Annotated in this window: 21 protein-coding genes; 6 read left to right on the forward strand and 15 right to left on the reverse strand. The window is 63.0% G+C overall.

Going from position 1 to position 22,651, the window contains the following annotated elements:
- Positions 1–88 precede the first annotated feature (88 nt).
- The 6 genes from AC1DW9_RS28805 to AC1DW9_RS28830 form a co-directional block, all read right to left on the reverse strand.
- Positions 89–904, reverse strand: a complete 816-nt coding sequence (locus AC1DW9_RS28805; protein WP_441508699.1) for a hypothetical protein — start codon at positions 902–904, stop codon at positions 89–91.
- Between the two features lie 202 nt (positions 905–1,106).
- Positions 1,107–2,105 (reverse strand): HAD family hydrolase, encoded by a 999-nt coding sequence (locus AC1DW9_RS28810; protein ID WP_476776648.1) that lies wholly within the window; start codon positions 2,103–2,105, stop codon positions 1,107–1,109.
- A 74-nt stretch (positions 2,106–2,179) separates the two neighbouring features.
- Positions 2,180–2,575, reverse strand: a complete 396-nt coding sequence (locus tag AC1DW9_RS28815; protein ID WP_441493107.1) for a hypothetical protein — start codon at positions 2,573–2,575, stop codon at positions 2,180–2,182.
- Between the two features lie 144 nt (positions 2,576–2,719).
- Complete coding sequence (locus AC1DW9_RS28820) at positions 2,720–2,941, reverse strand: hypothetical protein (RefSeq protein ID WP_441493108.1); 222 nt, start codon at positions 2,939–2,941, stop codon at positions 2,720–2,722.
- A gap of 98 nt (positions 2,942–3,039) precedes the next feature.
- Complete coding sequence (locus AC1DW9_RS28825; RefSeq protein ID WP_441508701.1) at positions 3,040–4,785, reverse strand: arylsulfatase; 1,746 nt, start codon at positions 4,783–4,785, stop codon at positions 3,040–3,042.
- 85 nt (positions 4,786–4,870) lie between these two features.
- A complete protein-coding gene (locus AC1DW9_RS28830; protein WP_476776637.1) occupies positions 4,871–5,794 on the reverse strand; it encodes a formylglycine-generating enzyme family protein in 924 nt (307 codons plus the stop codon).
- Positions 5,795–6,227: 433 nt separating this feature from the next.
- On the opposite strand from AC1DW9_RS28830, the gene AC1DW9_RS28835 reads away from it, so the two are divergent.
- The 6 genes from AC1DW9_RS28835 (at position 6,228) to AC1DW9_RS28860 (ending at position 13,643) form a co-directional block, all read left to right on the forward strand.
- The gene (locus AC1DW9_RS28835) at positions 6,228–8,447 is read left to right on the forward strand and encodes a sensor histidine kinase (protein WP_476776636.1); all 2,220 of its coding nucleotides are present in this window, start codon (positions 6,228–6,230) and stop codon (positions 8,445–8,447) included.
- A gap of 7 nt (positions 8,448–8,454) precedes the next feature.
- On the forward strand, positions 8,455–9,060 hold the full coding sequence (locus tag AC1DW9_RS28840) for a response regulator transcription factor (RefSeq protein ID WP_441508696.1): 606 nt from the start codon (positions 8,455–8,457) through the stop codon (positions 9,058–9,060).
- 100 nt (positions 9,061–9,160) lie between these two features.
- Positions 9,161–9,517, forward strand: a complete 357-nt coding sequence (locus AC1DW9_RS28845; RefSeq protein WP_441508697.1) for a response regulator transcription factor — start codon at positions 9,161–9,163, stop codon at positions 9,515–9,517.
- A gap of 40 nt (positions 9,518–9,557) precedes the next feature.
- Positions 9,558–11,336: an ABC transporter ATP-binding protein gene (locus tag AC1DW9_RS28850; RefSeq protein WP_476776635.1), complete on the forward strand. Its 1,779-nt coding sequence runs from the start codon at positions 9,558–9,560 to the stop codon at positions 11,334–11,336.
- Between the two features lie 42 nt (positions 11,337–11,378).
- Positions 11,379–12,371 (forward strand): phospholipase D-like domain-containing protein, encoded by a 993-nt coding sequence (locus tag AC1DW9_RS28855; protein ID WP_441493114.1) that lies wholly within the window; start codon positions 11,379–11,381, stop codon positions 12,369–12,371.
- A gap of 432 nt (positions 12,372–12,803) precedes the next feature.
- Positions 12,804–13,643 (forward strand): hypothetical protein, encoded by an 840-nt coding sequence (locus tag AC1DW9_RS28860; RefSeq protein ID WP_476776634.1) that lies wholly within the window; start codon positions 12,804–12,806, stop codon positions 13,641–13,643.
- A 202-nt stretch (positions 13,644–13,845) separates the two neighbouring features.
- Here AC1DW9_RS28860 and AC1DW9_RS28865 read toward each other — a convergent pair whose 3' ends face one another.
- The 9 genes from AC1DW9_RS28865 to AC1DW9_RS28905 are packed head-to-tail and all read right to left on the reverse strand — an operon-like array spanning position 13,846 to position 22,648.
- The gene (locus tag AC1DW9_RS28865) at positions 13,846–14,658 is read right to left on the reverse strand and encodes a c-type cytochrome (protein ID WP_476776633.1); all 813 of its coding nucleotides are present in this window, start codon (positions 14,656–14,658) and stop codon (positions 13,846–13,848) included.
- Positions 14,655–16,274, reverse strand: coding sequence for a cbb3-type cytochrome c oxidase subunit I (locus AC1DW9_RS28870; RefSeq protein WP_476776632.1), 1,620 nt, complete (start codon positions 16,272–16,274; stop codon positions 14,655–14,657). The genes AC1DW9_RS28865 and AC1DW9_RS28870 overlap by 4 nt, the downstream gene beginning before the upstream one ends.
- A complete protein-coding gene (locus AC1DW9_RS28875; RefSeq protein ID WP_441493118.1) occupies positions 16,264–16,800 on the reverse strand; it encodes a cupredoxin domain-containing protein in 537 nt (178 codons plus the stop codon). The genes AC1DW9_RS28870 and AC1DW9_RS28875 overlap by 11 nt, the downstream gene beginning before the upstream one ends.
- Positions 16,793–17,017 (reverse strand): hypothetical protein, encoded by a 225-nt coding sequence (locus AC1DW9_RS28880; protein WP_441493119.1) that lies wholly within the window; start codon positions 17,015–17,017, stop codon positions 16,793–16,795. The genes AC1DW9_RS28875 and AC1DW9_RS28880 overlap by 8 nt, the downstream gene beginning before the upstream one ends.
- Before the next feature lie 4 nt (positions 17,018–17,021).
- Positions 17,022–19,253 (reverse strand): xanthine dehydrogenase family protein molybdopterin-binding subunit, encoded by a 2,232-nt coding sequence (locus AC1DW9_RS28885; protein WP_476776631.1) that lies wholly within the window; start codon positions 19,251–19,253, stop codon positions 17,022–17,024.
- Complete coding sequence (locus AC1DW9_RS28890; protein WP_441493121.1) at positions 19,250–19,720, reverse strand: (2Fe-2S)-binding protein; 471 nt, start codon at positions 19,718–19,720, stop codon at positions 19,250–19,252. The genes AC1DW9_RS28885 and AC1DW9_RS28890 overlap by 4 nt, the downstream gene beginning before the upstream one ends.
- A 51-nt stretch (positions 19,721–19,771) precedes the next feature.
- Positions 19,772–19,984 (reverse strand): twin-arginine translocation signal domain-containing protein, encoded by a 213-nt coding sequence (locus tag AC1DW9_RS28895; RefSeq protein WP_476768651.1) that lies wholly within the window; start codon positions 19,982–19,984, stop codon positions 19,772–19,774.
- Positions 19,981–21,138 carry a hypothetical protein gene (locus tag AC1DW9_RS28900; protein ID WP_476768652.1) on the reverse strand — a complete coding sequence of 386 codons (1,158 nt, stop codon included), beginning with the start codon at positions 21,136–21,138 and terminating at the stop codon, positions 19,981–19,983. Before AC1DW9_RS28900 ends, AC1DW9_RS28895 begins: the two co-directional genes overlap by 4 nt.
- Before the next feature lie 10 nt (positions 21,139–21,148).
- Positions 21,149–22,648, reverse strand: coding sequence for a DUF4331 family protein (locus AC1DW9_RS28905; RefSeq protein ID WP_476776630.1), 1,500 nt, complete (start codon positions 22,646–22,648; stop codon positions 21,149–21,151).
- Positions 22,649–22,651: the final 3 nt, after the last annotated feature.

The raw sequence follows: 22,651 nt of genomic DNA on the forward strand, positions 1-22,651 counted from the left end.
CGATCTCTGGCCGAGGACCGTCTCGACGCGAAGGGAACGACCCTGAGCAGTTTGCGCTTGCCCCACCGGCCCGGCGCACCACGGGGATCTAGTAGCAGGCCGGATAGGGATAGTACCCGCACTGACCATAGCCGTAGCCATATGGCCGCGTCGCAGCGAGTCCGGCAGCCGCACCCAGCGCCGCCCCACTGGCATACCAAGCGCCATTATAGACCGGCGCATGCCAGTAGGCGCCGCCAACCCGGGCTCGATCATAGGCGCCCCAGCGGTCATAACCCACACGATCATCCCCCAGTCGCGCATCGCCGCCAAACCGATCGCCTCCGCCAAAGCCACCCAAGTCGCGCCCGCCAAAATCGCCGCCTCCGAGGCGGCCGCCGAACCCGCCGCCGCCGAAGCCTCCGAAGCGGTCGATGAACAACGCCGCCGGCCCGCTCGCCCCGGTGAGGCTCCCCTCGAGGATTGAGACCTCAAAGGTCAGGTTGCCCGCATCGAGTTTCGGCGATCGCAACGTCACCACGGCATCGCTGACTTTCGAACCATCCCCGCCCAGGACCGATATGGTGGCGTTCGGCGGATCCTTGGCGAAATTGTCCTTTCCTTCGTCCCACTGCATGATGAACTGCCTGGTGGCGACATGGCCGGCGGCGCGCACGGGGCGATCAGCGAAAACGATCGAATTCGCCGAAACACCCGTCAAAGTCAGGGTGTTTCCCTCCAGCTTTGCGCCTGTCGAGTTGATGACGGCGAGCGAGGGAACTGGCCCCGTGGGTGTGGCTACACCGATCGTCTTTTGCAGGGGGATGTTCGGCCGAGGCTCGGTGCCTTGCGCCTGAGCCTCACCCCGCACCGATCCAAGCCCAGCAAGCAGAAAAATGACGCAGGTGAAGTGTTTCGTGAGCATTTGGAGCCTCCCTTGTGGGTGTGCACGCCTTCCGCCGGCGCGCGTGCAAAAAGCCCAGATCGCTCGGCGCAATGCGCTTTCACGGCGTGTCAGAATGAATGAGATGTCCCCTTTCACATTGCGTGCAGCCAGACGGAAACCCTGCACCCGTTTGGCGCCTCGGGACATGCTCCCTGCCCCGCGCGGCCGCCGAATGCCGTCCTCACTCCGCGAACGGAAAGATCTTCTTCCAGTCCCGCTTCATGTCGACCACCGTCCATTTGTTCACGGCCGCCGCGTCGAGTGCGATGTCGAGCTTTCCGAAATGCGATTGGCGGTCATAGGCATATTCTCGTTCGGCATCGGTATGGTGGACGATCAGGCCAAAGCGCGGCCCGCCCGACAGGGTCGTCCATTGCAGCATTTCGAGATCCCCGTCGGAGTTCCCGAACGCCGCAATCGGCCGGCGGCCGATCTGCTGATTGATACCCACGGGCTTGCCGGCCTTGTCGTCGATGAAGTTGATCTGAGGCAGGCGGAAGATCACCGGCCTGCCATCGCGCATCTCGAACCGCGTCTTGATCGAGGAGCCCAGGACCTGCTCCGGCGGGATGCCGTAGACCCGCTCCGTCCATGGTCGCATGAACTCCACACCGCCTCCCGACACGATATAGGTCTTGAAGCCATTGGCCCGGAGATGGGCGAGCAATTCCAGCATCGGCTGGTAGACCAGCTCGGTATAGGGGCGCTTGAAGCGCGGATGGCGCGCCGTCGCCAGCCAGTCCGTGGTTATCTTCGCAAACTCCTCCGAGGTCATGCCGGCATGGGTGGCGCCGATGAGCTGCATCAGCCCCTGTTCGCCGGTTGCCGCCAAGGCCCGCATGTCGCCAGCGAGGACCGCCTTGAACGGCTGTTTCGTCTTCCAGCCGGGGTTCTGCGGCGCCAGCGCCTTGACCCGGTCGAGCACGAAGGCGAGCTGGACATACATCGGCTGCTCCACCCACAACGTGCCGTCATTGTCGAACACCGCGATACGCTCGGCGGGCGCCACGAAATCGGCTCCGCCCTGGGTCGTAACCCGCGTGACGAAATCGATGATCGATGCCTTGGTCGGGCCCTCGTTCCAGGACGGCAACGGGTCCGTTTGGGCGGAGGCCGAAGTGACTGTGAAACTTAAGGGAATGGTGAGAGCCGGCAGAGCCGCCAGGCCGTTGAGCAACATGCGTCGGTCGATGTCGGCGGAAGAACCGATCAGCTTCATCCTTGCCTCCCTTCAATGCCGGCGAGAAACAGAACTTAGTACATGAATGGTCCCGGTCCACCCCAGGGGCCGAAATCGAAGGCGTTCTGGTTCATCACTGCCGTCATCTGCTGCTCGTTGGCCAATTTCTGCGCGAAGACCATCTGGCGGAACTGGGCGTAAGCCGCCTGGTTGCCGAAATAGACGCATTGGCAGACGATCGGATCGGCGTAGACGTAGATGATCTGTGAATTCTTGACCTGCTGGACGAATTTGTTGGGCGGCAGCTTCTTCATCGCCGCGACGCGCTCCGCCGTGTTTGCGGGCTGCGGGGTGAAGCCGGCGGCCGAGAGCAGATCCTCCTTGTGCTGCACGGTCTGGGAGGTGGACTGGCAACCGGCCAGGGCGAGCCCGGCGGAGAGCGCAAGGGCAGTGAAGGCGTAGGATGGCATGACGTCCTCCGGATAGTTTGGGGGAATGCGGGGTCGAATGGACTCGGGGTCCTTTCAACGGGGCTTCGCGGACCCAGGTGTGACGAGGGAAGGTTCAGCCGGAAAGGCTTGGGCCGGATCGGAAGACCCGGCCCAGGACGGGCCTCAGTTTCCGGCCGCAGCGCCGAGCAGATAATCCTTCTGCAATTGCCGCGTGCTTGACGGATAGAGCGTCTGGCATTCACGCCAATAGCCGGACTTGGGCGCCCGGTTGTTGGGATCGGCGCAGATCGCGGCGAGTTGCTGCGCTCGTGATTGCGAGCTCTGGCAGCCTGACAAAATCAATCCGATCGATAACGCAATGCCGGTCATGACATAGGTCTTCATGACGTCCTCCCTTGAAAGAGGTTCTGGTGCTCGCCAGCCTGATGGAAGGGAGCAGGCGCCCCCGAGCAGGACGCCTGCCTGGTTGCTTTCGCCAGCGCTCAGTCGGACCGGCCTTTCGAGTTCTTGATCTGGTCCATGACCTGATCGAGGTTGTAGCTCGCCGGGTCCTGCATCGGCGGGAAGTCCTTGTAGGAGAGGAGTTCCTTCATCCACAGCGCCTGGCCGATCGGCAACATGTTCCAATCATAGAGATAGGCGGTGGAGGGGGAGCCGATTGAGCCGCCCATACCCAGGAGCGTCTTGTATTGCGAACCGATCGTGGTCTCGAAGGGGTCGCGCTTGATATTGACGACCTGGGCCCAGTGGTAGGGCATCACGCCGGAGATGAAGCCGGCCGGCGAGTCCGAGACCATGGCAAAGTAGATCTTCCAGTTCTTGTAGCGGACCGCCGACGGGTCCTTGCCGGAATAGTAGAAGAACGTATCGCGCGCCGATTTCTCCGACCGTCCGAGCAGGTATTCGGCCTGGTCGACGCCATCGAGTTTGGTCTTGACGATGCCAGGATAGCTGCCGGCCATGATGCGCTGGTTCAGCGCATCGCCCTTGTCCCCGCCCGCGAGGTTGACGAGGGTCGGCAGCCAGTCGAGCGACGCGAAGATGTCGTTCTTGATGGTACCCGGCCGGATGCCGCCGGCCGGCCAGCGCACGAGCGCCGGCGCCCGCATGCCGCCTTCCCAGGTGCTCAGCTTGCCGCCCTTGAAGGGAGTGACGCCACCATCCGGGAAGGAGATCGTCTCTGCGCCATTATCGGTGGTGAAGACGATGATCGTGTTGTCGAGCTGGCCCATGTCCTGCAGCTTCTTCAGCACGACGCCGATATTGTCGTCCATCTGCTTCATGCCGGCTTCGTTCAAGCCCCAGTCCTTGCCACCGGGCTCGCCGATCATGGCCTCGTATTTCGGCGACAGAACCGTCGTGACATGCATGCGTGCCGGGTTGTACCAGGCGAAGAACGGCTTGTTAGTCCGGCGGGGGTCGTTGCGCTCGAGGAAGTCGACGACCTTGGCGGAGATTTCCTCGTCCACCGTCTTCGAGCGTTCCAGCGTCAGCGGCCCTTCGTCCCGGCAGGTCTGGTTGGCCGCCGTGCCGTTGGAGGATGTGCAGAACAGCACCGGACGGGGCGGCGTCAGGCAGGTCGTTACCCTTGGATCCACCGCGCCGGGAACCGGGGGAAGGCCCGGAATTGTGGTGTTGATGCATGGCGGAGCCACGGTCTGCTGGGTCGGGGTCCTGTTGATGTCGGGGAAACTCACGCCCTGCATCGCATCGAGGTGATAGAGATAGCCCCAGAATTCCTGGAAGCCATGCGCGGTCGGCAACGCGTCGGTGTGGTCGCCGAGATGGTTCTTGCCGAACTCGCCGGTGTTGTAGCCGAGATCGATCAGGAATTTCGCAAGTGCCGGGGTTCCGGGCCGAAGATAGGACGGGCTGCCCGGCAGTTGGGGCGGGATCATGCCGGTGCGCAGCGGATGCATGCCTGTGAAGAAGGCATTGCGCCCCGCCGTGCAACTCTGCTCGGCATAGTAATGCGTGAAGAGCGCACCTTCCTGGCCGATCCGGTCGATATTGGGCGTCTCCCCGACCATCAGGCCGCGGTGGTAGATGCTCGGCTGCATGATGCCGATATCGTCGCCCATGATGAACAGGATGTTCGGTCGGGACTGCGCCTGCGCGGGCGCGGGGGCCGGAGCCTGGGCAACGGCCGGCGTCACGGCGCTCGCACAAATGAGCGCGGTAGCTCCCAGGAGCGCCGTTCGCGTGGTCTCGCGCGCACTGGCAAGCATTCGATTGAGCTTCGATCGATGATCAGCGGGCTCGTTGGGCGATGGTCCGGCGAGAATGTCATGCTTCACGGCATATCCTCCTCTTTTAGATCTTCGAGACTCCGCGCCGGACGCAGCGGAAGCCGATATGGCTAGCCGAGGTGTCGACGAGCTGGGGGTGGCGTGCCGCCGGGCGGTAGCGGCGGCAGTAATTGGGCGCACACAGGTGTGAGCCGCCCTTCAGGACCTTGCGCGGGATCCTGAGTTCCGGATGGCATGGGTCGTAGCTCTGGTCCTCGCGCCCGCCGCGCGGGTTTTCCGGGATGCAGCAGGCTTTTGGCGCATCGGCGGCGTGCCTCGCCACGTAGAAATCGCTCGTCCATTCCCAGACATTGCCGATCATGTCGTAGAGGCCGTAGCCGTTGGGCGGGAAGGCGGTAACCGGCGAGGTGCGCGTAAACCCGTCCTGCGCGAGGTTCTCTCGTGGGAAGTCGCCCTGCCAGGTATTGGCCATGTGCTGGCCGCCGGGCGTGAACTCGGCCCCCCAGGCGAACTCCGCGCCGTCGAGGCCGCCGCGGGCCGCGAATTCCCATTCAGCCTCGGTCGGCAGGTCGATCCCGGCCCAGTGCGCATAGGCCAGCGCATCGGAGAATGCCACGTGCACCACGGGATGGTTGTCGAGCCCGTGAATGCTGCTCCTCGGGCCGTAGGGATGCCGCCAGTCAGCGCCCTTCAAGTAAGTCCACCACTCGCCCCAGAAGCGCAGGTCAGCGGGATGGTCGGGGGGCGAGAAGACGAGAGAACCAGCATAGAGCATCTCTGGCCGGGCCGCCGGGTAGTCCTTTGGATCCGGACACCGCTCCGCGAACGTGACGTGTCCGGTGGCGCGAACGAAGTCGCGGAACTGGCGGTTCGTGATGGGCGTCCGGTCCATCCAGAAGCTGTTCACGGTCACCCGGTGGACCGGAGCCTCTTCAGGGTAGTGGCGATCCGACCCCATGAGGAACGTGCCGCCGGGTATGACGAGCATATCTCGCGGAGGCGCAGTACCCGCACTCAACGCGCGATTCAGAGGATCGCTGGGGGCCGCGGGCGGTCGTTCCGTGATTTCAAGACTTCGCATGAAACACTCTCTGAGTGCTCGGCTCTCAGGCAGGCTGTACCGATAAATCGGGGGTCGCTCTACTGGACCATGGCCCAGTATCGAGGCTTGCCGGGCTCTCCGGCCTCCGGGATTTCCCGAGGCTCCGCGGTCAAGGTTCAACCGCGGACACCATGCCTGTGCCGAAAAGGACTGGGCGCCCACGAGCTTCGACCCCGGCAAAAATGCATCTCGACAGGGTAGAGATGACGCTGAATAATGCCGCCTTCCAGAACTTCGAGACCTTCCACGTGCCGCTGCGGTAGGAAAGATGGAAGTTCGGTTACAACTTCGAGCAGATGCAGCGCGAGGTGTTGGAGCGTTGGGCCTGCTCCTTCTGGTGCTCGCCTTCCCTTGGCTGGCTCCTGCTGCGCGGTCGCAGCGGAAACCAGCGCGCATCCTCTTTCTGCATGCGTTCAACTATACATTTCCGGCCACGGCGGCCATCAGCGAGGCCGCGCGCAATCGGTTCTCGGAACGCGCTCCTCACAAGATCGAGATCGATGCCGAGTTCCTTGACCTCGCGCGCAGCTCCGACCCCGCGCATGAGGATCGGATGGCGTCGTTCCTGCGTGACAAGTACGCGCGTTCACCCCCGGACGTCATCGTCACCCTGGGGAGCCTGGCACTGCCCTTCATCATCAAGCATCGCGCCACGATCGCGCCCGCCGTACCCGTCGTGTTTACGAGCATCTCGTCGGCAACCTATGCCGTCTCACGGCCGCCTCCCGATGTCACCGGGATCATCACGGAGTTCAATCTGGAAAAGACGCTCGCATTGGCGAAGGCGCTGCAACCCAACTCAGGGCGCGTCGTGATGATTGCTGGGAGCGCCGAAGTGGATCGCCGTTGGCAAACCCAAGCGCGGGCGACGATGCAGGCTCACGCCGAATTGGAAGCCACGTACCTATTTGGACTGCCTTTTGACACTCTCGTTGCAGAGTTGGAACGTGTTCCCGCGGACGCGATCGTTATCGTCCTGACGGTATTCGCGGACGGCACGGGCAAGAGTTTTGTTCCAGCCGAAGTCGCGAGTGCGCTGGCCGCGCTTTCTCCTGCTCCCGTCTATTCACCTTACGATACCTATCTTGGCAGTGGCACGGTTGGCGGCTTCATAGAGACGTTCGAGTCTGTCGGCATAGCCGCAGCCGACCTCGCACTTGAAATCATTGCAGGCGCTGACCCGGCCGCGCTCCCGCCACGAACAAATCCCGGACAGAGCTACCGCGTCGATGCCAGGGCGATGCAGCGTTGGAATCTGCGGGAAAGCAATCTTCCGGCCGATGCTGCGGTGTTGTTCAAGAAGCCGACGATCTGGGACCAGCATCACAATCTGGTGCTTGCGGCTCTCGGCATCTCTGCATTGCAGATGGCCGTTGCCGGTGCCCTGCTGCTCCAGAGGCGCAGAAGACAGCGTGCCGAAGCCCTGCTCAAGGAGAGCGAGGAGCGGATGACCTTCACAGCGGCGTCCGTGAACCTGGCCCTCTGGCAATTCCATCGCGAGACCAACGAACTCTGGTCAACGGAGCACGCGCGGGCCCTGTTCGGTCTTGGGGAGGATACGCCTCTCACCCGCGATGCGCTCCTTGCCGCAATCCATTCCGAAGATCGCACGGGAGCAATCAACTCGCTGACCAAGGCGGCAAACAGCGACCAGTCGGCCGTCGCTGACGTTCGCGTCATGCGAGATGGGGAGCCGCGCTGGATACGGATTCGCGCGCGGTTTCATCCCGACCCCGCGGGCGATCCGAAGCAGCTCAGCGGAATCTTCATCGACGTTACCGACCAGAAAATGGCCGAGATCGAAACGGCCCTGCAGCGCCAGGAGGTGGCGCACCTGATGCGGGTTTCGGTACTGGGCGAACTGTCGGGCGCGATCGCCCATGAGATCAATCAGCCGCTCACCGCAATCCAATCCAATGCGGAAACGGGGCTCGATTTGCTTGCCGCGGCTTCGCCAGACCTGGCCGAGCTCCGCGATGTGCTGCAGGATATCGTCGACGATAATCGCCGGGCCAGCGAGGTCATCCAGCGCTTGCGTAACCTGCTCAAGAAGGGCGAGACCACAGCTGTTTCCGTCGATGTGAACGAGCTCGTTACCTCGACGCTTTCATTGCTCCATAATGAACTTGTCAGTCGCAGGATCAGTGTAAGCCTCGAACTGGCGGGCGAATTGCCCGCGACGGTCGCAGACCCCGTCCAGCTGCAGCAGGTCCTGCTCAACCTCCTGGTCAACGCCATGGACGCGATGGCTTCCACCCCCACGCCCGAACGAAACATCGCCGTTTCGACGTTGCGTACGCCGACGAGGATGATCGAAGTCCGCGTCAAGGATTGCGGACCCGGGATTCAGCCRGAAGCTGTAAGCCACGTATTCGAGCCCTTTTACACGACCAAGCCAAACGGCCTTGGCCTCGGACTGGCGATCTGCTCAACTGTTGTCGAGGCCTATGGTGGCGAGGTCGAACTTGCGAACGACGAGGCGGGTGGAGCGGTCGCGAGCCTCTTGCTGCCAGCCAAATCGCCGATCTCAGCCGAGTGAGCGCCCGATGTTTACAGTCTTCCTCGTTGATGACGACACATCAGTGATCAAGGCCTTGTCCCGCCTCCTTGGCGTAAGGCGATACACGATTGCGGCTTTCACATCCTCGCAGGAGTTTCTCGCCGAACATGACGCTTCCATTCCAGGCTGCGCCGTCATTGACGTCTGCATGCCAGGCCTCGACGGCCTTGAACTTCAGCAGGCACTGACCGCCAAAGCGACCAGTCGGCCGGTCATCTTTCTCACCGGCAAGGGCGACATTCCGACCACAGTGCGTGCCATGAAAGCGGGCGCCGTTGATTTCCTGACCAAGCCGGTCCGCGCCCAGGATCTGGTGGCCGCCATAGAACGCGCGAGGGAAGCGGATTCTCGTGCCCGGCAGGTGCAAGCCGAGCTGAACTCGGTCGAGAGCAGAATTGCAACCTTGACGCCCCGCGAGCGTGAGGTTCTGACACATGTGGTTGCCGGAAAGCTGAACAAGCAGATCGCATACCAGCTCGGCACCGTCGAAAAGACGATCAAATTCCACCGTGGGTCGATCATGAAGAAGCTCGGCGTTCGTATGGTCGCCGACCTGGTGCGCCTGACAGAGAAGGCCGGCATTTCCGCGTAGTCGCCCCGCGATGCGTACTGGCCCAACGGTCAGGTCGACAACGGGAAAAAACCGCCTCACGTTCCGCCCCATGGGGCAGGATTCTTCCTGGATCGCTATCGTGGACGACGATCCGTCCGTGCTGAAGTCCCTGAGTCGGACGCTGAGGGTTCGCGCCTATGAGACGAAGATCTTCAGCTCGGCCCGCGAATTTCTGGAGGTCTTGCCCACGGGGACGCCTGCCTGCCTGATCCTTGACTTGCAAATGCCTGGGATGACCGGCCTCGAGCTGCACCATCAATTGGTCAAGGCTGGCGTCCATATTCCGACCATCATCATTACGGCCCATGGTGACGGGATGCGCGAGCCGTCTCACCCCTCGGACATCGTCGCCGTTCTTTCGAAGCCGTTGCGGAATGCGAACCTATTCGACGCGCTCGCGATTGCACTCGGATCAGCTGGAAAAATGATGCTGTGAGTGTGCCGAGCCGAGACTGATCCCGTGCAGGAGTTGGCGAATGACACGCCTGGTTCTGGACCTCCTCCGCCCTTATCGTGGCTGGCTGCTCATCGCCTTTGGCGCAATGCTGGTCGAAATTGCCGCCAGCCTCGCCGCGCCCTGGCCGCTGAAGCTGGTCCTGGACGATGCGCTCGGCAACCATCACCTGCCTGAATGGCTCGCATGGCTGCATCAGTACGGTTTCAGCCGCAACACGACCGGTGTCGCGCTCTTTGCGGGCGTTGCCACTCTGCTCATCGCCATCATCGGCGGGATAGCGACCTACCTGGACAATTACTACTCCACCAGCATTGGCCAGTGGATTGCCAATGATCTACGCATCCGCATCTATGAGCACCTGCACCGTCTGTCGCTGCGATACTATCAGAATGCCAAGATCGGCACACTGATCTCCACCATCACCTCCGATGTCTCGACCCTGCAGAGCTTCGCCTCGTCGTCGACGCTGAGTATCGTCGTCGACCTTCTCACGATCGTCTTCATGGTCGGGCTGATGTTCTGGCTCGACTGGGACTTCACGCTGATCGCAATCGCCGTCATTCCCTTCCTCCTGGTCTTCATCATGCGCTTCAAGCGGGCGGTGAAAGAGGCGACGCGCCTGGTGCGCGTCAGGCAGAGCGAAGTCCTGGCAGTGGTGGAACAGGGCCTGGGCTCGGTCCGGGCGGTCAAGGCGTTCGGGCGGCAGGATCTCGAACTCGCGCATCTGCAGGATGTCAGCCAGGCGACAGTCGATGCGGCGCTGAAGGCACGGCGGGTCAAGTCCCTGCTCTCGCCGGTGGTCAGCATCGTGGTCGCGTTCTGCACCGCCATCGTTCTCTGGAAGGGAACGGCGCTGATCATCGCAGGCACCATGACAGCCGGGTCACTGACGGTCTATCTCGCCTATCTCTCGAAATTCTTCAAACCCGTTCAGGATCTTGCGAGCGCCACGACGGCCATCGCGCAGACGACCGTGGCGCTGGAACGCATCCAGACGATCCTCGCAGCCGACGAGATCGTCTTCGAACGCGCCGATGCGGTTGATCCGGGGCGCGTCAAGGGCGCGATCACCTTCGAGCATGTCGCGTTCGGCTACGAGGCCGATGTGCTCGTGCTGCGCGATGTTTCCTTCTCGATCGCGCCTGGGCAGGTCGTTGGCATCGTCGGGCCCACGGGCTCAGGCAAATCCACCGTGCTCAGCCTGCTGCCACGCTTCTATGACGTGAAGAGCGGGCGCGTCCTGATCGACGGCACGGATGTCAGCACGTTCAAACTCGCCGCCCTGCGCGCCCAGATCGGTTTCGTGCTGCAGGAGACGGTGCTGTTTCGCGGGACGATCCGGGAGAACATCGCCTATGGGCGGCCAGGTGCGACAGACGAGGAGATCGTGGCGGCCGCCAGGATCGCCAATGCCGACGAGTTCATCGCCCGCATGCCGCATGGCTATGATTCCATGGTCGGGGAGCGCGGCGATACGCTGTCGGGCGGCCAGCGCCAGCGCATCGGCATCGCCCGGGCCGTCGTTCGTGACAGCCCGATCATGATCCTCGACGAGCCGACAGCGGCGCTCGATACCGAGTCCGAGCACCTGGTGATCGAGGGGCTGCGGCGGCTGATGGCGGGCCGCACCGTCATCATGATCGCCCATCGCCTCAGCACGATTCGAAATGCCGACAAGATCATCGTGCTGAAAGACGGGATCGTTGCGGAAGAGGGCTCGAATGACGAGCTGATTGCCCGCGGCGGGATCTATGCCGAACTCAACCGCGCCCAATTCGAAACGACCGCGGCCACGTGAGGTCGCCCCGTCCCTTCCTGCGCAAATCAAGGAGTGCCGGCCATGTCGCACAAGCTGATTGTCCTTCCCGACGACACCCCCGATGCCATCCTCGCACCGATCAACGCCGCCACGCGGGTGCTCAATATCAGGATGTTCCTGTTCACGGACCCGACCCTGCTTGGCGCTGTGCTCGCAGCGAAGCAACGCGGCGTCCAGGTGCGCGTCATGCTCAACCCGGCGCGCCGCGACGGCGCGAGCGAGAACGAGGAGACGCGCCAGGTGCTCGACGCTGCCGGCATAGAGGTGCGCGACAGCAGCCCGGCCTTTGCTCTCACCCACCAGAAGTCGATGGTGATCGACGATACGATCGGCTTCGTCGAGTCGCTGAACTGGGAGACGCGGGATCTCACCGAGACGCGTGATTATGCCGTCACCACCACCGACAAGCTGGAAGTCGCGGAGATGGTGCGCTGCTTCGAAGCGGACTGGGTACAGACGGAGTTCGAGCCCGATCCTGCATCGAAGCTGATCTGGTGCCCCAATAACGGCCGAGAACGGATCGCGGCCTTCATTGACGACGCCAAGCAAACCTTATGGCTGCAGAATGAGCGTTACCAGGACACGGTGATCATCGAGCGCCTCGTCCGGGCGCTGAACCGCGGTGTTGAGGTCCACATCATGGCGCGGCAGCCGCACAAGCTGAAGAGCGACAAGCTGGTGGAAGGCGTCGGCGGCCTGCGGATCATGGAAGATGTGGGAGCCAAGATCCATCGGCTGAAGAATCTGAAGCTGCACGGCAAGATGCTCCTGGCCGACGAGAAACGCGCGATCGTCGGCTCGATCAACCTGACCCCCGGCAGCTTCGATGCACGGCGCGAGCTCGCCATCGAAACCGACGCCCGCCACCTTGTCGAGCGCCTGGTCGAAGTCTCGCATCACGACTGGAAGCATTCGCACCGGCTGGACCTGTCGGACGAAGGGTTGCTGGCCGATCTGCAGAAGCATGGCGTCGATGGCGCCAGCAAACTCGCGATCGCGAACAAAGGTTCGTAGCTGGGATGGGCTGCGACAGGCCCAGATTTCTCAGGTACAGCCATCCGCCCAATGAGCAAGCCAAGCCACGCCGACGGATGCGACGCTCAGTGCAAAGTGGTCACCCCGTGCATTTGCAGGGCTTCAACTACGCCGTCGAAAATCAGGCCGCCCCCGATCGCGGAGACGAAGAACCCGACAATACACGTGATCGCGTCGATCCCCATCGGCCCGATTCTTTGCGTGAGCTTCTCCCATCGAACTGTCTCGCAATCCCAATGCATCGAATACTGGCGCAGACACAGCGGAACCTCCGCCACAACATTGTCGACATGTATCACACAAGCAACACACGGTGATGATTGCGCATTGCAAGCAATACCTAATCTGGCACTCAGCAGCGAACTCTGTTCCAATGGTCAAAGATGGTCTGGATGACAGACGGAGCACATCATGACTGGACGACGCACAGGCTGCGGACGATTCGGACTGAGGGTCGCGCTCGCCATCTCAATCGGCTTGGGGAGCTCTTTCGCCATCGCCCAGGAGGGCCCCGAAAAGAGCACCGACGATCTTGCCAAGGCGGCGCAAAACCCCGTTGCCGACATGATCAGCCTGCCGTTCCAGAACAATTCCAACTTCAATGTCGGCCCGCATAAGCAGCTGCAGAATGTCCTCAACATCCAGCCCGTGATCCCGATTACGCTGAACAAGGACTGGAACCTGATCACGCGCTGGATCACGCCGGTGATCTCGCAACCGGCCCTGACGGTGAATGGTGACCGCGAGTTCGGCCTCGGCGACATCAACCCGAGCTTCTTCTTCTCGCCGAAGCAGCCGACGCACGGCATCATCTGGGGCATCGGGCCGACCTTCGTATTCCCGACCGGCACCGACAAGACCCTCACCAGCGGCAAGTACTCGGCGGGCCCGGCCTTCGTTGCCCTGGCGATCGAAGGGCCCTGGGTCGTCGGCGTCCTCGCCAACAATGTCTGGTCCTTCGCGGGCAAGAGCAACCGCAGCGCGGTCAATGCGATGACGCTCCAGCCCTTCGTGAACTACAATTTCCACGGCGGCTGGTATCTGACCTCGTCTCCCATCATCACCGCCGACTGGGAAGCCGGCCACGGCGACCGCTGGACGGTGCCGATTGGAGGCGGTTTCGGGCGCGTGTTCAAGATCGGCCATCAGGCCATCAACGCGCAGCTTGCAGCCTATTACAATGTCGCAAAGCCCAGCGGCGGCGCCGACTGGCAACTCCGGGCCCAGGTGCAGTTCCTGTTTCCGAAATAGCCCGGCGAACACGCCGCATCGAACGTTCAACCCAGTACCGTTCTGGTTAGGGCTGCACCATGGCAGCCGCGACTGGTTCGGCCCATTCCTCACTCCCCCTCGCATGGTTTCGCGAGGCTAGCCCAGCAGGAACCGATACCCGCTTGCAATCAGCAGGCCGCGCGCCGGCAATCCTTTTTGATAAGGAAACGCTTCCCCGCGGTCATTGCTGGCCAAGGCCGGAATAATAGGCAGCAATCATCGCGATCTCTGCGCTCGTCAGTTGGCGAGCGATGGAGCGCATTTGCTCCCTGATGTCATTGCGGCGGCTCTCCGTCGCAAAGGCCTGCAGTTCCTGTTCGAGATAGGCACGCTGCTGGCCTCGCAGGCTCGGAGCGCCAATCGTCGAGCCGAGCGGTCCGTGACATGCCGCGCAGGGCGCCATGCCTCGTCGGGGATCGCCGACTTCAATCAGGTTCCGGACGTTGGAGGTCGCTGGATCGCTCTTTTCCGGACGCCCGGCAACGGGGAGCGGCAGCGACGCAAAGTGCTTCGCGAGATCGAAAACATCCTGCTCCGACAGGGATGAGACGAACACGCCCATCACCACCGGGTTGCGCTTGCCGCTCCGGTAATCCTCGAGCTGCTTGTAGATCGCCTCCGCGCTCTGACCGACGAGATTTGGGAAGGCCGCGTCAGTGCTGATGCCGTTCAGGCCGTGGCAGTTGTTGCAGTTGACCGCAAGCGCTGCACCGCGCGCGGCGTTACCTTGCGCAAGCTGCTGTCGCGTCGAGGCGGTCCAGGCAACCGTCGAAGCGGGCTGTGCGGTTATCGCGACGGGAGCCCGCGCACTTGCGTTGGGCAGGCCGACTGCACGGCAAATCACGCTCCAGAGATCGAGACCTTCGGCGTCCCTCTGGACGGATGGCAACCATATGAAGCCGATCAGCACCGCGACGATGAACAGCGCGACGGTGGCGCTGATCCATACGGCGAAGCGGGAATCGCGCGATGCTTGGCGCCCCCCGCTGCTCATCGTACCTGGCTCGAATAGGCAGGAACGCTCGTCCTGTTCAGGAAAAGAAACTGGGCCAGTGGATAGCCATAATTCGCGGCGGTCAGGGCCACGACCAGCAGCGTCCAGACCCCGAAACTGTTCAGGGATTTGGGCAGCCGGCGAGGAGGATTGACCGCAAGGGAAAATCTGAGCGGCGGGATCGTGGCTTTCGGGGCACGATGCGATGCGAGCAGCACGCCCACGAGCAGCATCGCCGAGACAACTAGGATGAAGCCGCCGATCGTCGACACGCTCACCCAGATCGCCTGCGGCGCGAGCGCCGAATTGGTGAAGTCGTAATAGGCCATGCGCCGCGGCTGTCCCATGACACCGACCAGATGCCAGGGTAGCGTGACGACCATCATGCCGACGAACCAGGTCCAGAGCTGCAGCCGGACGAGATGCGGCGATGCGAGCGGGCGACCGGTCAGGCGCGGCCAGAGTTCATAGGCAATCGCGAAATACATGATCACGATCGCCCCCCCGTAGATCAGGTGGAAATGCCCGGTGACCCATTGGGTGTTGTGGATCGTCAGGTTTAGCGCATAGCTCATGTTGATCAGGCCGCTGGCCCCACCCATGCCCAGCATGACCAGCGAAAGCACGGAAGCCAGCACCAGTGGGCGGTCCCATGGCAGAACGGCGATCCAGCCGAAAAGACCGCGCCCGCCCCGCAGGCGGCCCGCGATTTCGAGAGACGCGCAAATGGTGAAAATCGTGAGCAGCGTGGGGACCGCCACCATTCCCGTGAAGACGGCATGGAGAAACTTGAAGCCGGCACCGATCTGCGGATCGGCGAAGAGATGATGAAGGCCGATCGGCATCGCGAAGATCAGCAGTTGCAGGAAGGCGATCCGGCCCATCTTGTCGCTGTAGAGCCGGCCGCCGGCGGCCTGCGGCAGCAGCACGTAGAAGGCGATATAGGTGGGGATCAGCCAGAAGTAGACGATGGCATGCAAGGTCCAGGAGAACAGCAGACGCGCAAGGGCGGGGTCGATCGTGTCCGTCCAGCCGAAGGCATTGGGCAGGATCAGAAAGACGATCTCCGCCCCGACTCCCAATGACGTCCAGGCCCAGAGCAATGCGCCGGCCGTGGTGGCAAACATCGCCAGCGGAACCGGGAGATCCGGATAATCACGCTTCCAGCGCCTGAAATGCGAGATCATCAGGCCGACCCAGATCCATGAACCGATCACCGCAATCAGGATGCCCAGGTAGTAATACGGGCTGCCCAGCAGCGGTGGATAGAAGGTGTAGAGAACAGTCGCCTTGCCGGCCGCCACGGTCGCGATCGCCAGCACGCCCCCTGCGATCACCAGTCCGAGAGACGCCCAGGCAAGCCGCGCCCCGTGCATCGGCCGGCCGAACGACACCGCGCAGACCGCATAGCCAAAGCCCATCGCAACGAGCGTCGGGAAGACATAGGCGAGCGAGGTGCCGTGCGCCGTGACCGCCCGGTAGTAGAGTTCCGGGTCTATCCACCGATGCAGCGGGCTACGCACCAGCATCTGCCAGGCGCCGAGCGGAATCATGACGGCGAAGACCGTGAAGGCGGTCCAGAAATGGGCGAGCACGCGGCGGTTGCTACCCTGCACAGGACGCTCGCAATCTGCCGCCATAGGATCGGGCGAATTCGAGGCGATCGACGACCTTCACCCGCGCCCACATGCCCTGGTGCCCAACGCTGCAATATTCCTGGCAAGGCATCAGGTGTTCGCCGGGCCGCTCGAAGCGCGTACGCGCCTCGGAGACAAACCCGGGCACCACCATGCTGTTCACATTCGTGCCGGCGATCAGGAAGCCATGCACCACGTCGGGGCTGGTGACGCGGAAAACCACCCTGGTCTCGGTGGGAACGACGATGCAGGCCGGCACGAACGAATATTGCTCGGCGACGACGCGCACGACCACCGATTGATCCGCCACGACCTCGGTGCCCAGATTGGTCTCGACAAACTCCCCGGCGAGATGGAGGCGATCCGCATCGATCGTTTCGACATTCGACGGGGGTTGCACGGCCCAGTGCACGCCGTTGAACGTGATCACCGCAAGCACGAGGACCATGACCCCGGTGACGACCCAGGCCCATCTTCGTTCGGATTCGCCTGTCAGATCAGTCAACGGCGCCTCGCGGGAGATAGATGAACAGGAAGAAGGCGAACCAGATGACGAGGATGGCGGCCACCGCCAGGCCGGCAACGGCCATGGCGCCGCTCACGCCTTCTGCGGCGACCCTTCGGATTTCGTCGGGGCTGCCCACGATGGCGACGTTTTCACGCCGAAAAGCGGAGGAGACGTAGTCCTCTCCTTCGTGATCCTGTGCTTCCACGGTGCTCATCCCGCTATCTCGCTTTCGCCAGGCGCATCGCCGCCAGAACTTTGGCCGCTCTGAACGGCACCGATCGCAAGCGCACGCCGGTCGCGTCGAAGACCGCATTCGCTATGGCCGAGGGCACGACGGAAGTAGTCGGCTCGCCCGCTCCCCATGGCGCTTCGTTTGGCCGGTCGATCAGGTCGATCATGACCTGAGGGACGTTCGGAAAGGTCAGGATGGGGTAGCTACCCCAGTTGAGGCTCGTGACCGCACTGCGGCTGAAGGTGAGTTGCTCGACCAGCGTCCGGCTGATCGTCTGGACGACGTTGCCTTCGATCTGATTGCGCAGCCCGTCAGGGTTGATGATCTGGCCGCAGTCGTGAACGACGAAGACGCGATCGACCTTGATCCGGCCGTCCGACCAATCGACCGTCACATCGGCGACGATCCCGACATAGGTCCGGACCAGCTCGTATTTGGCGTAGGACACGCCCCGCCCCCGCACCAGCATGCCGCCATCGCGCGGCCGCGAGCCACGCGGCTCCCACTGCGCGAGGTTCCGCAGGCTCTCGAGCAGCTCGAGCCCGCGCGGGTCCTTGAGATTCCGGGTGCGGATATCGAACGGATCGACAGCCGTTGCGGCCGCGATCTCGTCGAGAAAGCTCTCATTGCCAAACGTGTTCTGCATGCGGGCAGGCGCGCGAATCCATGCCGCCGGGAGTGGCGTGTCGGCGAGCCAATGCGCGGTCAGCTTGCTGTTGGCCAAGGCATAGGGGATGCCGAGGCCCGGATTATACACCCCGGCTCCCGACCCGAATTTCGGCAGCTTCGCGAGAGTGGCCGCCAGGAGCGTCGCTCCGGAGCGCTGCATCGGTCGTTCGCTGAGGAAGATGTCCGATTGCCAGGTGGCAATTCGACCCTGGTCATCAAGACTGGCGCGGTAATCGAGCAGGACCGGCGGCCCCTTCGGATCCCAGCCATGTTCGTCGCTTCGCATCCATTGCAGCCGGACCGGCCGGCCGAGCAGCTTTGCAAGCAACGCGGCTTCGGACGAGCAATCATCGGCTCCGTTGCGGCCATAGCATCCTGCGCCTTCGACAAAGATGCAGCGCACGCGCTCCTGCGACAGTCCCAGCATGGTGGCGAGTTGCGACCGCAGGAGGTGGCTCGCCTGTGATGGTGTCCAGACCGTGAGAACACCATCCTTGAAGTCGGCCACCGCGCAGGACGGGCCGATCGAGCCATGCGTATTGAGGGCCAGGTCGTAGGTCGCTTCGATTATTCTACCGCTCGCCCTCTCGTCGCCGGTCGTATCGCCGGTGGCCTGCAGCACCTCGTTGCGGACGACTTTCGAGCTGCGAACATATTCGAACAGCCTGGCCTCGTCGGGCAGGCCCGCCCAGGCCGACCAGGTCGCGACGATCGCGGTCGATGCCCGGATGGCCGCCCATTCATTGCCGGCGACTACGGCCAGAAAGTCGCCCTTGCGGACCGTCCGCACATAGCCCGGGATCTTGCGGCAGGCGGCATCGTTCCAGGCTTCGAGCTTGGCGCCGAGCGCCGCTGGATGAACCATCCGCGCGTGCAGCATGCCAGGCAACGTGAAATCCTGGATGAAGGTAAACCTGCCAAGGACTTTCGCGGGAATATCAAGGCGAGGCACGGGCGTGCCGACGATCGTGTAATCTTTCGGGTCCTTCAGCGCCGCAGCGGGATCGACCTTGATCTTCAGTCTTCGTTCGCCGACCAACTGCGCATAGGAAAGGCTCTCGCCGCCTTGCCGGGGCGTGATCACGCCGTCACGCACCTCAAGCATGTCCTTGGCGACCTCGAGGCGAATTGCAGCCTGATCGAGCAATGCGGCGCGTGCGGTGGCCGCAGCACGGCGAATCTGCATGCCACCGTCCTGAATGGTCAGGCTGGCATAGGTGGGCCCCTGGTTGGGCGTGAGTTCGGTATCACCCTGGATCATCGTTACCCGGCCCATCGGGATGGACAGCTCCTCGGCCGCGATCTGGGCGATGGCGGTGATCGCACCGGTGCCGAGCTCGACCTTCCCGGATTTGATCGTGACGCGCCCGTCAGTATCGATTGCAATGAAACCGCCGACTTCGTCTGCGACGCCGACATTCGTCGGGGGTGGGGCCTGCGCCCATGACGGTGATCGCAGGGCTTCGAACGTTACGACGAGCGCTCCGCCATAGGTCAAGACTGCACGACGAGAGAGTGGCGCCCCGGAGATCTGCCCCCCCGCCCTCATGACATCTGCTCGGCGGCGCGCATCACGGCGCGCAGTATCCGGACATGTGTGCCGCATTTGCAGAGGTTACTCGCCAGTGCCAGTCGGGCCTGTTCCTCCGTCGGCCGCTTCGTGGTCGAAAGAAACGCGGCCGCCTGCATGATCATGCCGTTGATGCAGTAGCCACATTGGGCAGCCTGTTCGTCGATGAAGGCCTGCTGCACCGGATGCGGCTTTTCCGCCGTCCCCAGGCCTTCCAGGGTCACGATCTCGGCCCCGGCGACCGCCGAGACCGGCATGAGGCAGCTACGCAACGCTTCCCCGTAATAGTGCACGGTGCAAGCTCCGCACTGACCGAGCCCGCAGCCGTAGTGCAAGCCATGCAGGCCAAGCTGCTCGCGCAACGCGTAGAGCAACGGCATATTGGGATCGTCAATACTTAGGACACGTGCCTCGCCATTGACGGATAGCTTGATCGTGTCGGCCAAGGTGATTCTCCGCACATAGCTTTCCGTGTCGTCGTCAGAGCCCTCGTCTCATCATCGCCAGGCCGTTCGCCATCCATGACCGACGCGCAGCCACACCTGCTCCGCCGTGTCGCCGTCGTCCGGATTGCTCCAGCCGGCGATCATCAGGACAGGCGCGATTGCGGTCGCCGGCGCCGGAGAAGGTTGCGGCAAGGACAAGGCGATGGCGGGTGTGACGGCAGCCAGGCCTGCGCCCGCTACGAACCTGCGACGGTCGATCATCATGCGACGGCTCCATCGGTTTCGGCAGCACCGTGTCGTGCCAGCGACGACAGTCGGAACGCGGCCGTGGGGGCCCAGCGTCGACGCGCCGACGCGGCGATCGCGGCGGCGGCCTCGGTTTCGCCAGCGCCAATGGCGGTCTCATGAGCCTGCTCGAAGGCGCGTAGCGTCGGTCGGTTCTCGAGATTGATCCGCGACAGTTCGAAGGCTCTCCGAGCATCGCCACCGCTGCCGGCGTAGAACTCGGCGCCATGATCGGCAAAGGCCAGCAGATGCCTGGCGAGGAGCGCTTCGAAGCCTGAGCGTGCGGCGTCCAGATACGCGTCGGCCTCGCTGCGCCTCTCGTCGGAGACGGCCAGCGTATCGGCTAGGCGCCAGAGCACTTCGGGGTCGCCGCTTGCAATGGCGGGAACAAGAGTGGCTTCAGCTTCCCTCGTCCGGCCGTCACCGGCCTGGATTTCGGCCAGATGCACGCGGGCCTTCACATAGCAGGGCAAGCAGGCGACGGCCTTTCGGTACCAGCGCTCGGCGCGGGCCAAATCGGGTTCCGGCACGAGTTCGCCCCAGAGCACGCCGAGCTGGAAGCAGGCCCAGGCCACGGGGAATGGCGACACCTCGCGGTAGTCGCGGAGCGCCTGCCGGTAGATTTGGTCGGCGCCGGCAAAGTCCCCGAGATCGGCCAGCAGGGCGCCGAGCGCCACCTGATCCGGCAAGAGCCCGGATTGCTCCGCGATACGGCGCCGCTTCTCCAGCACCGCGTCCAGCGCGGTGCCGCAGGCCTGATCGATCGTCAGCAGTAGATTTTCCGCCGCTGAAGCCTCGCCGAGGCTCGCTTGCGCCACATGTCCCCGCGCCTCGGCAAAACGGTGCAGGGCTGACGCGACCTGGGCCCGGATCAATGCGGTCCGTGGCGACGAGGGGTCGAGCCGCGCCAGCAGATCGGCCAGCGTTTCCATGCGGTCGAATGCGGACAAGTCGCCCAGGAGTTGCGCCGTCAGTTGCTCATGTTCGAGTACGGTTTCGGAGACGCCCGTTCGTTGCGGATCCTGATCGAAACGCGTCCAGGAACGCAGGCGCGCGCTATTGAGATTAATCGCGGCGATCTCGCCGTCGGTGGTCTGAAAGACCACGTTGTCGGACTCTGCTTGCGCAATCATACCCCTGTCCTCAAAAGCGCGACTTGAGGCTATCGAGCCCGGTCTTGAACAGCGTCGACACGATCGTCTTGACGATAATCGTGCCTTGGCCGTTCGGAACGAATTGTGCGCGCCACTCGACGGTGCTGCCTGAGCCACTCGGCTTGACCGAGAGCATTCCCGTGTAATTCGCCACCGGCAGCCCTGCGATATTTGTATAGCGGTAGAATCTGGCCGTGCTGTCGCTTGCGTCGAGACGTTCGATGATCTGCTTGCCTTCCGTCGTCTGGATCGTGCGCAATTGGCCAACACCCGTGCCCGTCAGCACGATCTGGGCGACCAGCGGGTGCCAGGTGCCGCCGAATGGTCCGATCAAGTCCCAGATCCGGTCGGGTGGAGCACTGAGCTCGACGGTTTCCATGATGGTCTGCAAGTCGGTGTTGGGTGTGGCGAAGTAGGGGAAATTCCTGGTGCCGGGCTTCGTTGCCTTGGTCGTACCGCCCTGGAGGTGGGTGCGGTCGCGATTCACCAGCCAGGTCAGAAGCACATCGATGACATCGGCATCGACGGTGCGTCCGCCGCCGGTCTGATAGGGTTTTCCGTTCAGCGTGCTTCTTTCGATTTCGAAATGGCTCGTATCGGTGATCGGCTTCGCCACGTCGAACAGCATGAAGTCGTCGAGAAACATGCTGGCGTTGGATGCCAGCGCGGCCGGGGTCCAATCCTGCCTGCCGTCGCGCATATCCCAGTTGGCCAGGCTGTCCTTCAGGCGCTGAAGGAACAGGGGCTTGAGCGTTTCGTCGATCGCAAACGGTGTCTGCTGGTTCCAGAGATCGCGCAGATCGTCCACGCCGGCCAGCCCACCATTGTTGAGCCGGACATTGGTCTGTTCGGGACGGCCGACCCAATCGAGGCGTGGCGGTTCGTGCCCAACAAGAGCGCCGGCATGCGGCAACGGCACCGTCTCGGCGATCACTCCAAAAAGAGACCCCCTGTCGGGATCGAGCACACGTTGCGTATCAAATTCGATAGCGATGCAGAGCACGTTGTCGTTGTACAGGAGGTTCTCGAACTTCCTCATGCCATCGCCCCCGAGCAGCCACGCGAGGATGAATGGATCAGACCGCACCCCCGCATAGACCCTGAAGACGCCATCGGGCGTGGACGCACCGCGCTCGTCGTTGACGACGAAACGAAGCGTCTGACCATCAGGCAGGGTGCAGGTGCCACGCTGGATCGGAGGCTGTCCGGCCGCGCCATGTTCCAGCGCGTCGAACCGACAGGAGAACCGGATTTCCGGGTCGCTCGTCTCGAATTTCGTTGCCTCGCCAACCCCGGCTACCTTCGCGCGACGAACCACGATTGCGAAGCCGACAGCATTGGAGAAGATCGCGTCCGCACCACAGGTCGGAAAGGCATTGGCGGCCAGCACCGTACGAGCCGGGTTTTCGGGGCTCGTGAACGCGAACAGGTCAGTGAGATCGGCCGAGGGGTCGCCGATCTGCCTCGGCCCATCGATATGATCGGACATCGC

The organism is Allobosea sp. P4_E12, assembly GCF_056401655.1.